This is a genomic window from Streptococcus peroris ATCC 700780 (genome assembly GCF_000187585.1).
GTDB lineage: Bacteria > Bacillota > Bacilli > Lactobacillales > Streptococcaceae > Streptococcus > Streptococcus peroris.
This window is the reverse complement of the sequence record NZ_GL732463.1, coordinates 161946-173741: the sequence shown is the minus strand read 5'-3', so window position 1 is coordinate 173741 and position 11796 is coordinate 161946. Positions and strand designations below refer to the sequence as shown.

The window sequence follows — 11796 nt, the reverse complement described above, 5'->3', positions numbered from 1 at the left end:
TTTCCTATTATACCAAAAAATCGAGCCTCTTTCTTTGGAAAAGAATAGTTCCTTCCTATAAAAGGCCTAATCATAGAGGGACAGAGCTCCTTTTATCCAAGAGCGAGAGCACAAACTAGACAAAAGCGCCTGTATACAAGGCATCAAGTACCATTCTCCCTTGACTATATCTTCTCAAAGCAGTATAATATCACTTGTTTAAAATTCTAAACAAAGGGAGATCTTATGTTTCTTAAATTAAAACAGACCTTTATCGGTCGTCCTCTTAAATCACTTACAGAGGGAGAAGGTGGCCTTCTCGGAAAACTACAAGCTCTCGCTATGTTATCCAGCGATGCACTTTCTTCCATTGCATATGGACCTGAGCAAGTTATTCTCGTTTTAACCAGTCTCTCTCCGCTCGCTATTTGGTGGAGCCTTCCTATTGGCGTTTTCGTTCTTTTGCTACTTGCCAGTTTAACAATTTCTTATCGTCAAATCATTCACGCCTATCCTCAGGGTGGTGGCGCATATATGGTAACACGCGAGAATCTCTCCCCTAAATTGGGTTTAATTGCAGGTGGTAGCCTTTTGGTTGACTATATGCTAACAGTTGCGGTATCCGTCTCCTCAGGTGCTGATGCCATAACCGCAGCGATTCCTCTTCTCCACCCCTATAATTTACATATTTCAATCTTTTTAGTCTGCATCCTCATGCTTCTAAATCTTCGGGGATTGAGGGAGTCTGCTAGTTCCCTTATGATTCCTGTCTACCTCTTTATCCTAAGCACTGTATTCTTATTACTTTACGGAATATTCCAGCTATTGACGGGGAATCTCAGCTATCACGCAACTTCGGCTATCGGTCAAGCTGTTCCAAGTCTCTCTATCGTTCTTATCCTGAGAGCTTTCACCAGCGGTTCTGCTTCTCTAACAGGGGTTGAAGCCATCTCAAATGCTGTTCCATTTTTCAAGGTTCCAAAAGAAAAGAATGCTGCACAGACATTAACCATTATGTCTCTCATTCTTGGATTCTTATTTGCAGGAATCACTTTCTTGAACTACTGGATGGGAATCACTCCTCAACATGGTGAAACAATCCTTTCGCAAATGGCTAGAGGAATCCTAGGAGATTCTGCATTCGGTCAAATGGCCTATTATCTATTCCAATTTTCAACGGCTCTTATTCTAGCAGTCGCTGCTAATACTGGATTTTCAGCCTTTCCAATGTTGTCATACAACATGGCGAAAAACAAATACATGCCCCATCTTTTCATGGAAAAAGGAGACCGTCTTGGCTACTCCAATGGTATCCTAACACTTGCCTTTGGTGCCATTATCCTTCTTCTCATCTTTAATGGGAATACCGAACGACTTATTCCTCTTTATACAATCGGTGTATTCGTTCCCTTTGCTCTTTCACAAACGGGAATGGTCCATCACTGGAGAAAGGTCAAGGGCGCTCATTTTTTGAAATCTGCCTTTGCAAATATCCTCGGCGCTATTATTTGTTACGCTATTGTCCTCATCTTACTCCTCTTCAGAATCGGTGATATTTGGCCTTTCTTCCCAATTATCCTCGTGCTTACCCTACTCTTCTTGGCCATCAATCGCCATTATCAAAATGTTGCGAAACAACTTCGACTATATGAAGGAATCCAAAAACGAACATACGATGGCAATATCGTCCTTGTGTTGGTGGGGAATGTCACTCGAGTGAGTGTTGGAGCCATTAACTATGCACAAAGCATCGGTGATCAAGTGTTGGCCATGCATATCTCTACGAAAGAGACCGCAGAAAAAGACCAAGAAATTTTACAAGAATTTACCCATTATTTCCCAACTATTTCTTTGAAAAATATCCATACTAGCTATCGTGATATCATCACTCCTACTGTTAGATATGTCAAGAAAGTCTCTATGGAAGCCAAGAAGAAAAACTGTACCGTAACAGTATTAGTTCCTCAGTTTATCCCTAACAAACCTTGGCAAAATATTCTCCATAACCAAATGAGCCTCAAGCTCAAATACGCACTCAGATGGCACGAAGATGTCGTCGTTGCTAGCTATTCTTATCATTTGAAAGAATAACAAAAAGCCCAAAATCAGAGATTTAATTATCTGATTTTAGGCTTTTCCTATATGCAATCTTTCCAATTCATCATCTTAAACTTTCACCCTAAACCAACTATATTGGAAAATTCCATTATGAAACAACAGAAAAGTCAGTAGGCTCGAGTTCCTACTGACTTCTTTGTTTCATTTGTTTGGATTATGCAGCCAAAACTTTGCGTCCTTTGCGACGACGAGCTGCCAATACGCGACGACCGTTTTTAGTTGACATACGGTTACGGAATCCGTGTTTGCGCGCACGACGAAGTTTACTTGGTTGATAAGTACGTTTCACGATGAATACCTCCTCATAGATTTTGTATTCGTTTAGCCGGCTATAAAGTGATCAGTTACTAAACATACTTTACTATTCTATCTGATTCTTACCTATTTGTCAATAGCTCTGACAAATGTTTCCAGCTTTTTTTGCCATGAAAGCCTTATCTACGATACTGTTTCAAGAAGCGAGTCATCTTCTCTTGGATTTGTGCCAACTCATCGACACGAGGAAGATAAACGATACGGAAATGATCTGGTTCTTTCCAGTTAAAGCCTCGTCCGTGTACCAAAAGCACTTTCTCTTGTTTCAAGAAATCTAACACAAATTGCTCATCATCTTCAATTCGATACATATCTCGATCGATTTTAGGGAAGATATAAAGACCAGCCTTAGGCTTGACGGCTGACAAACCTGGAATATCTTGAATGGCATTGTAAATAAAGTTTCGTTGCTCGTAGATACGACCGCCTGGCAAGAGTAATTCATCTACAGATTGGTGACCACCAAGTGAGGTTTGAACGACCTGTTGGGCAAGCACGTTTGAACAAAGGCGCATATTTGAAAGCATATTGAGACCTTCAATGTAGCCTTTTACATGATGTTTAGGTCCAGACAAGACCATCCAACCCACACGGAAACCAGCAATACGGTGAGATTTAGAGAGACCATTCATGCTAACACAGAAAAGATCTGGAGCCAAACTTGCTACTGATGTGTGGACATTCCCATCCATGACCATACGATCGTAGATTTCATCCGCAAAGATAATCAGGTCATTTTGACGAGCAATCTCAATAATATCTAGCAAGAGTTCTTTGGGATAGAGGGCCCCCGTTGGATTATTCGGATTGATCAACACAATGGCCTTGGTATTTGAACTAATCTTAGACTTGATATCATCTAGGTCTGGATACCATTCAGCTTCTTCATCACAGATGTAGTGCACGGCATTTCCTCCGGCCAAGCTGACAGCAGCCGTCCAGAGAGGATAGTCAGGCATAGGAACTAAGACTTCATCGCCATTGTCCAAAAGCCCCTGCATAGACATGACAATCAGCTCACTAACCCCATTTCCAAGGTAGATATCATCGATACCTACATTTGGGAAATTTTTCAGTTGGCAATATTGCATGATCGCTTTACGAGCTGAAAAGATCCCTTTTGAATCTGAATAACCTTCGCTATCACGCGTATTCATAATTAGGTCATGAATCACCTCATCTGGTGCTGTAAAACCAAACTCGGCTGGGTTTCCTGTATTCAAACGGAGAATTTTTTCTCCATTTGCACGCATGCGCATAGCTTCTTCCAAAACTGGACCACGAATATCATAAGCCACATGTTCTAATTTGATTGATTTATTAAATTCTTTCATTTGAATTCCTCTATTCATCAGGATAGTTAATATTATACCACTCCAAAACGAAATCGTAAATTTCCTAGCGCTTTTCCTCAAAAAAACCTTGCTTAACGCAAGGTAACAGAGCAAGGTCGATTTCTTTCTGTATTTGGAGAAGAAAGAGTAGAGAAACTCTCTAGATCGAAAACAAAGTCATCATAATGGATAGTAACTGCATAGACAAAAGAATCGCTTCTCTTATCCAGCAAAACGCAAAGAAAAAATAAGTAGACTCACTAACATTAGGAATAATGTTTAGACTAAGCCGAGTCTAGTTGTAAAAATACCATCTCACTAACTTATTTCCTTACCCTGTCAATTCATATTATACACTAAAATCTTTGCATTTTCAAACAAGTATACATATAAAAAGAACTCAATATTTGAGCTCTTTTTAAGATGCTATTTTGCGATTTTTTCCAACATGCTTTCAATGTGTTGGATTGATTTTTCACGACCAAGCAGGAAAATAGTTTCTGGCAATTCTGGACCATGCATTTCTCCGGAAACTGCAATCCGAATTGGCATAAAGAGATTTTTTCCTTTGATACCAGTCTCTTTTTGAACCGCTTTAATTTGTGGGAAGATATTTTCTACCACAAACTCTTCGTCAGACATAGCCTCCAATTTCGCTTTGAAAGATTCCAATACTGTTGGTACTGTTTCTCCTGCCATGACTTCTTTTTCTGCATCTGTCAACTCTGGGAAGTCTGCAAAGAATAGATCTGTCAATGGAACGATTTCATCGACTGATTTCATTTGTGGTTTGTATAGTTCTACAAACTTCTCAGCCTTATCAGTTAAACGACCTGCTTTTTCTAAGAATGGTTTAGCCATTGCTACGATTGTTTCAAGATCTGCATTCTTGATATAGTCGTTGCTCATCCAATCCAATTTCTTTTGGTCAAAGGCTGCTGGAGACTTGCTGAGGCGGTGTTCATCAAAGAGTTTGATGAGTTCTTCACGAGAGAAGATTTCGTCTTCTCCACCAGGGTTCCAACCAAGAAGAGCGATAAAGTTAAAGACCGCTTCTGGAAGGTAACCTTTTTTACGATAGTCTTCGATAAATTGAAGGGTATTGGTATCACGTTTAGACAACTTCTTACCAGTTTCAGAGTTGATGATCAAGGTCATGTGACCAAACTCTGGTGCTTCCCATCCAAGCGCTTCATAAACCATGAGTTGTTTTGGTGTGTTAGCGATGTGGTCGTCTCCACGAATAACGTGAGAAATCTGCATATCGTGGTCATCAATGACAACAGCAAAGTTGTACGTTGGGTAGCCATCTTTCTTTTGGATAACCCAATCGCCACCGATATTACCACCTTCAAACTCGATATCTCCTTTAACGATATCATGCCATTTGTAGATACCAGACTCATTAACTACCAAACGAACGGTCGGAACAATCCCTGCCGCCTCACGTTCTGCGATATATGCTGCTTTTTCCTCTTCGCTCATGCCAAGATATTCATTGACGTAGCGAGGTGTTTCCCCCGCTGCTTCTTGACGTTCACGTTCTGCTGCCAATTCTTCTTCGGTTACGTAAGATTTGTAGGCTTTTCCTTCTGCCAAGAGTTGGTCAATGTATTTTTGATAGAGTTCCAAACGTTCTGATTGGCGGTAGTTTTCATGCGTTTCAGGGCTTTCATCCCAGTCCATCCCCAACCAACGAAGATTTTCCAGCTGTGAACGTTCTCCGTCTTCAACGTGGCGCTTACGGTCAGTATCCTCGATACGAATAATAAAAGTTCCACCATGGTGGCGCGCATACAAGTAGTTAAACAATGCTGTACGGGCATTTCCGATGTGTAGTAGTCCTGTTGGACTTGGTGCATAACGCACACGAATATCTTTTGACATATCTTCTCCTATAAAGTCTCTAGGCATCTGCCTTTTTGCTCTCTTTATTATATCACAAGTCTTGCCAGAGTCCAATTTCTCTTTTCGAGAAAAAGCAAAAAAGAGTGGTTTCCCCACTCTTTTTATTCTATTATAGACGGGCGTTTAGTTCTTTGCTCAATTCTTCAAATCCTGGTTTTCCAAGAAGGGCAAACATGTTACGTTTGTATGCTTCAACACCTGGTTGGTCAAATGGGTTGATCGCATTCAAGTAACCTGAAAGGGCGATTGCCAATTCAAAGAAATAGATAGTGTAACCAAGAGTAAAGGCATCTTGCTCAGGAAGTGTTACGTACATGTTTGGCACGTCACCATCAGTGTGGGCAAGGAGAACACCGTCTGTTGCTTTTTTGTTTACAAAGTCAACATCTTTACCTTGAAGGTAACCAAGTCCGTCAAGGTCTTCTTCCAAAGTAGGGATGATCACGTTCTTACGTGGTTTGTCAATGCGTACAACTGTTTCAAACATGATACGAGTTCCTTCTTGGATAAATTGACCCAATGAGTGCAAGTCTGTTGAGAAGTTAGCTGAAGTTGGGTAAATACCTTTTTGGTCTTTCCCTTCTGACTCACCAGCCAATTGTTTCCACCATTCTGAGAAGTATTGAAGAGATGGCTCGTAGTTTACCAAGATTTCAGTAGCATAACCTTTACGGTAAAGGATGTTACGAACTGCTGCGTATTGGTAAGCTTCGTTTTCAGAAAGTTTGTCTGATGTGTAGTCTTTACGAGCAGCATTTGCACCTTCCATAAGGGCTTTGATATCTGCACCTGATGCAGCGATTGGAAGCAAACCAACGGCTGTCAATACTGAGAAACGTCCACCGATGTCATCTGGAACTACAAATGTTTCCCAACCGTTCGCATCTGCTTCAACTTTAACAGCACCTTTTTGGCGGTCAGTAGTTGCATAGATACGTTTGTTAGCTTCTTCTTGTCCGTATTTCTTCACCAAGAGTTCTTTGAAGACACGGAAAGCGATGGCTGGTTCAGTTGTTGTACCAGATTTAGAAATCACGTTTACTGAGAAGTCTTTGTCTGCAACATACTCTACCAAGTCAGCAAGGTAAGTTGATGAGATTGAGTTTCCAGCGTAAAGGATTTGTGGCGCTTTGCGTTCTTCTTTTGTTTGCAAGTTTGCAAAATGGTGGTTCAAGAAGTCGATGGCCGCTTTCGCTCCAAGGTATGATCCACCGATACCAATCACGACCAAAACATCGCTGTCTGCTTTAATTTGCTCAGCAGCTTTCAAGATGCGGTCAAATTCTTCGCGGTCGTAATTTTCAGGAAGGTCCAACCAACCCAAGAAGTCGCTACCAGCACCAGTTCCTTTACGGATTAATTCGTCTGCTGCTGTAACTTGTGCTTGCATATATTCCACTTCATGTGGTGCAACAAATTTGTCTAATACTTTTGAATAATCAAATTTAATATGTGACATAGTATTCCTCCAAAATTTCTTCTTTTCTATCATAACCCTTACCTTGGATTTTTTCAAGTTTTTATACTGAATTTTTCCAAATTTTATCATAATTCAAACGTTTGCGTAAAAAATGTTACAATATTAAAATTTGAATGAAACAAGACAAAAAACGACTAGATTTCTAGTCGTTACAATTCCTTCAATAAATACTCAAATAATTCTAGATTCCCATCTTCTTCATTAACCAAGAATTCTGGATGCCACTGCAAGCCAATAATACGGTGTTCATCGATAGATTCGATTGCTTCAATCGTTTGGTCGCGAGGATCAACAGCCGTTACGCGGAAATTCGGTGCCAAGTCTTTGATGCTCTGACGATGGACTGAATTCACTTGACTTTCTTTTCCAAATAACTTGGCTACAACACTTCCTTCAACTGTCTCAATGGAATGAGATGTTCCAAAAGGTAAACCTTGCCAATGCCCTTCAATTTCTTGATTGAGAGTACCTCCGAAGGCAACGTTGACAAGCTGAACCCCACGACAAATTGCAAGAATCGGCTTATTTTGCTTCAAAGCTTCTTGTAGTAGCGCTAATTCAAATTCATCGCGAACAAGATTGTAATCATCACTATCAATGGTTTTTTGTTCCCCATAAAATTGCGGATGAACATTTTGCCCGCCTGTTAAGATGAGTTTATCAATCATTTCAACATAATCTCGGACAACTGACTCATCTCCAACTGGAATCACTAAAGGAAGACCTCCGACCTGACGAATGCTCTCTGCAAATCTACAAGATACTGATGAGTGAATATTTTTCCCTTCTGCATCGACTGGGCATAAATTTGCAGCAACTCCAACAACCGTTCTAGTCATGATAGGACTCCTTTCATCTTTCTGATTACAATGCTATCTTATCACCCTTCCCACCATCTGTCCAATATGTATTTTTTAAGTCCGTGATAAAATTTTTTTATCAGAAAAAGTTGCCCAAAATCAGGACAACTTTTTTGTTTATACTCAATGAAAATCAAAGAGCATACTAGGAAGCTAGCCGCAGGTTGCTCAAAACACAGTTTTGAGGTTGTGGATAGAACTGACGAAGGCAGCTCAAAATACTATTTTGAGGTTACAGATGGACGCTGACGTGGTTTGAAGAGATTTTAGAAGAGTATTATTCAAAGACAAATTGATTATGGTACAGTTCAGAGTAGAAACCTCCAAGCTTGAGTAATTCGTGGTGATTTCCTTGTTCGATAACCTCACCATCCTTAAGGACAATAATCTGATTGGCATTGAGAATCGTTTTCAAGCGGTGGGCAATGACAAAGCTAGTTCTTCCTGCCACAATAGCTTCCATGGCATTTTGAATCTTACTTTCTGTTACCGTATCAACGTTTGATGTTGCCTCATCCAAGATTAAGACCTGTGGATCTGTCATCAAGGTACGAGCGATGGAAATCAACTGCTTCTGACCTGTTGAGAATACGCTCTGATCATCATTAATCAAAGTATCGTACTTATCTGGTAGACTTTCGATATAGTCATGGATATGCGTAGCCTTAGCAGCTGCTTCTACCATCTCCTGACTAGCATCCGGTACTCCAAATCGAATATTGTCCCGAATAGTTCCACTGAACAAAACAGAATCCTGTAGGACAATTCCTACCTTACTTCGCAAACTATCCAAGTCAAATTCTCGGATATCTGTTCCATCAAAGCTGATACTTCCTGCATCCACATCATAAAAACGATTGATTAAGTTCATGATAGTTGTTTTCCCTGAACCTGTCGGACCAACAACCGCAATCATTTTTCCTTTTGGAGCTGAAATGCTAACATCTTTCAAAATGGGTTTTCCTGGCAGGTAGGAGAAGTCTACGTTCTGAATTTCCACACCCTCTCGCAATTCTGTGAAAACTGGAGCATCTTGAGGACGAATTTCTTCTTCTGCATCAAACATTTCTTGGATACGTTCTGCACCTGTAAAAGCAAGTTGCAAACTTCCCCAGCTCGCCGCTAATTGGATAATGGGTTGGTAATATTGCTGAGAAAACTGGGTAAACATGACAATCAAGCCCAGAGCAGTTGCTGTCTCGATGTTCTTATCATTCAGCAATACAGCTGAACCGACAAAAATAACAATAGCTGTGTTGACCAAGCTCATTCCGTTCATGACAGGAAAGAGAATTCCTGAAAACATTCTGCCCTTAAAAGTTGCTTTACGGACACGCTCGTTTTGCTCAACAAAACCTGCGATCACATCATCTTGAATACCCTGAACGATAACGGCTTTTTGACCTGAAATACTCTCATCCATGTAGGCGTTGAGCTTCCCAACCTCTTTTTGCTGAAGATTGGTATATTTTCTTGCCAATTTCAAAATGACAATCAACATGATGACAGCTATCGGAGTGCTAGCAATCGTAATCAAAGCCAAGGTCACATTCTTTGCGAACATGACAATCAACAAACCAATATAAAGGGCAATATTGGTCATAACAGACACCAGACTTTCGTTGAAAGCCTGTAGGATGTTATCCAAGTCACTGGTGAAACGTGACAGGATATCTCCATCTTGATGGCGGTCAAAGAAGGAAACTGTCAAGCGAGAAAGCTTGCCAAAAAGGCCCTTACGCATCTCATTTGTCGATTCGGCAATAATACGACTCATCAAAACCATATAGATAAGACTCGACACCACGAGCACAATCAAAACATAGGCAAGATTGATTAGGAGTCCGTAAAGACTTTGCCAAACCATATCTGAATTTCCATTTTGATAGGCTATAACTAAATTAGCCAGTTCTGTGACTGTTTGACCTGCAAATACTGGAAAGAGGGCTTGTGCTACCGTTGCAATGATAATCATAGCAATGACAACGATAAAGGATATCTTGTAAACTTTAAAATAGTTCCAAAAAAATCGAAATGTCTTCATCCTACTCCTCCTTTCCTTTTTGCGTTTCGTAAATTTCACGATAGACTGCGTTCGTTGCAACCAAGTCAGCGTGTTTGCCTTGACCAATCAAGCGACCTTGGTCAAGCACTAAAATTTTATCAGCATGCACAACAGAGCTAATCTTTTGTGCGATGATAATCGTAGTCGTCCCCTTCAAATCCTTGTTGAGGGCTTCTTGAACCAAACGTTCCGATTTGGCATCAAGGGCAGAGGTTGAATCATCAAAAATCAAGATACGAGGATTGCTGACAATCCCACGCGCAATAGACATTCTTTGTTTTTGTCCACCAGAAAAGTTAGTCCCACGTTCCTCAACCGGACTTTCAAAGGCCAAGTCCATACGACTAATAAATTCACTGGCCTGGGCGATGCGAGCCGCGCGTTCCATTTCTGAAACTGTCGCATCTCCCTTACCTTGTCTGAGATTATCTGCGATGGTTCCACTAAAGAGAATGGCTCTCTGTAGGACGATAGAAACTGTCTTACGAAGCGTCCCTTCACTAACTGTCCGAATGTCCTTTCCACCAATCTTGATCGAACCTTGCTGAGGATCAAATAATCGTGGAATCAACTGAGCTAAGGTTGATTTCCCTGCACCAGTTGCTCCGACAACTCCAACCATTTCACCAGCTGCGATATCAAAGGATACATCTTTTAGGATAGGTCCCTCATCATTTGGATAGGTGAAGGTCACATTTTCAAAACTGAGACTTCCTTCCAATTCTTCATCTTTCACATCCTTGAAGGTCATAGCTGGTTCTGTGTCTAGTATTTCACGAATACGACGGAGCGATATCATGGCACGAGTGACTGAATTTCCCAAAAATCCAACCATAACGATAGTAAAGATAATCTGACTCAGATAGTTCACAAAGGAAGCAATGGAACCAACTACTGACGGATCTGACTCTGCCATACCTGCTACAAGCCAGATTGAGAGAAAGACGGCCCCGTATGAAATCATCATCATTACAGGTTGAACGATAGAAAAGGCGTAGCCGATATAAAGGTTTTCACCCAGTAATTCATCGGATACCTGCGTAAATTTAGCAAACTGGTCTTTTTCTCGAACAAAAGACTTAACCACGCGCACACCACGTAAATTTTCTTTGGCAATGGCATTGATACGCTCCAATAAGGTCTGGAATTTTGCAAATCGAGGCCCCATCATTCCCATCATAAGACTTGTCATAGCAACGATCAAAACGACCATAAGAACAAGCACCCACCACAGCGAAGGTAAGGTCGCGACTGCTAGAATAAAGGAACCGATAAATAAAAGCGGTAGTCGAAAGAGGATTTGGAAGGTCATCATGACAACGTTCTGGATTTGGTTGATATCGTTGGTCATACGGACAACAAGGTTCCCTGCATTAAATTCTTCAATATTAGCATATGAAAAAGTTTGAATCTTACGAAAGGCATCTTCACGTAAGTCAGACGAAACTCCTTGCGCAATGTAGGCGGCTAAGACTACATTAATCCCACCTGCAACTAAACCAATCAAGGCAACAAGAATCAACCAAAAACCGATAGTATAAATAGCTTCATTGTCACCTGTTAACAGTGCCTCTAAAACCTCCTGCAAATAACGTGGTTGCAAGAGTGAACTAGCAACCATTAGACCTGTCATAACCAAGGAAGCCAGGGCCTGCCATTTATAGGCTTTTATTTTCTGAAACAGCATATTTCCCCCTTATAAGATAGACAAAAGGGGACGACAGTTCTGTCAGTCCC

General features: G+C 40.9%; 8 protein-coding genes. 1 reads left to right on the top strand and 7 read right to left on the bottom strand.

Annotated features, from left to right (window positions below; all coding sequences use genetic code 11):
• Nucleotides 1-225 precede the first annotated feature (225 nt).
• Nucleotides 226-2070 (top strand): APC family permease, encoded by a 1845-nt coding sequence (locus HMPREF9180_RS02710; protein ID WP_006144853.1) that lies wholly within the window; start codon nucleotides 226-228, stop codon nucleotides 2068-2070.
• A 181-nt stretch (nucleotides 2071-2251) separates the two neighbouring features.
• On the opposite strand, the gene rpmH is transcribed toward HMPREF9180_RS02710, so the two are convergent.
• The 7 genes from rpmH to HMPREF9180_RS02675 all read right to left on the bottom strand — a co-directional run bounded on the left by rpmH (nucleotide 2252) and on the right by HMPREF9180_RS02675 (nucleotide 11746).
• Nucleotides 2252-2386: a 50S ribosomal protein L34 gene (rpmH, locus tag HMPREF9180_RS02705; RefSeq protein ID WP_000831905.1), complete on the bottom strand. Its 135-nt coding sequence runs from the start codon at nucleotides 2384-2386 to the stop codon at nucleotides 2252-2254.
• Between the two features lie 145 nt (nucleotides 2387-2531).
• A complete protein-coding gene (locus tag HMPREF9180_RS02700) occupies nucleotides 2532-3746 on the bottom strand; it encodes a pyridoxal phosphate-dependent aminotransferase (protein ID WP_025168585.1) in 1215 nt (404 codons plus the stop codon).
• A 426-nt stretch (nucleotides 3747-4172) separates the two neighbouring features.
• A complete protein-coding gene (gltX, locus tag HMPREF9180_RS02695) occupies nucleotides 4173-5633 on the bottom strand; it encodes a glutamate--tRNA ligase (RefSeq protein WP_025168584.1) in 1461 nt (486 codons plus the stop codon).
• 130 nt (nucleotides 5634-5763) lie between these two features.
• Nucleotides 5764-7113: a glucose-6-phosphate isomerase gene (locus HMPREF9180_RS02690; RefSeq protein WP_025168583.1), complete on the bottom strand. Its 1350-nt coding sequence runs from the start codon at nucleotides 7111-7113 to the stop codon at nucleotides 5764-5766.
• A 170-nt stretch (nucleotides 7114-7283) separates the two neighbouring features.
• Nucleotides 7284-7973 (bottom strand): gamma-glutamyl-gamma-aminobutyrate hydrolase family protein, encoded by a 690-nt coding sequence (locus HMPREF9180_RS02685; protein WP_006144832.1) that lies wholly within the window; start codon nucleotides 7971-7973, stop codon nucleotides 7284-7286.
• A gap of 298 nt (nucleotides 7974-8271) precedes the next feature.
• Nucleotides 8272-10038, bottom strand: coding sequence for an ABC transporter ATP-binding protein (locus tag HMPREF9180_RS02680; RefSeq protein WP_006144830.1), 1767 nt, complete (start codon nucleotides 10036-10038; stop codon nucleotides 8272-8274).
• Between the two features lies 1 nt (nucleotide 10039).
• Nucleotides 10040-11746 (bottom strand): ABC transporter ATP-binding protein, encoded by a 1707-nt coding sequence (locus HMPREF9180_RS02675; RefSeq protein WP_006144829.1) that lies wholly within the window; start codon nucleotides 11744-11746, stop codon nucleotides 10040-10042.
• Nucleotides 11747-11796 lie beyond the last annotated feature (50 nt).

Coding starts and splice junctions, on each gene's coding strand:
- HMPREF9180_RS02680 (WP_006144830.1), bottom strand. CDS start 10,038: ATGAAGACATTTCGATTTTTTTGGAACTATTTTAAAGTTTACAAGATA.
- HMPREF9180_RS02685 (WP_006144832.1), bottom strand. CDS start 7,973: ATGACTAGAACGGTTGTTGGAGTTGCTGCAAATTTATGCCCAGTCGAT.
- HMPREF9180_RS02675 (WP_006144829.1), bottom strand. CDS start 11,746: ATGCTGTTTCAGAAAATAAAAGCCTATAAATGGCAGGCCCTGGCTTCC.
- HMPREF9180_RS02700 (WP_025168585.1), bottom strand. CDS start 3,746: ATGAAAGAATTTAATAAATCAATCAAATTAGAACATGTGGCTTATGAT.
- HMPREF9180_RS02710 (WP_006144853.1), top strand. CDS start 226: ATGTTTCTTAAATTAAAACAGACCTTTATCGGTCGTCCTCTTAAATCA.
- gltX (WP_025168584.1), bottom strand. CDS start 5,633: ATGTCAAAAGATATTCGTGTGCGTTATGCACCAAGTCCAACAGGACTA.
- HMPREF9180_RS02690 (WP_025168583.1), bottom strand. CDS start 7,113: ATGTCACATATTAAATTTGATTATTCAAAAGTATTAGACAAATTTGTT.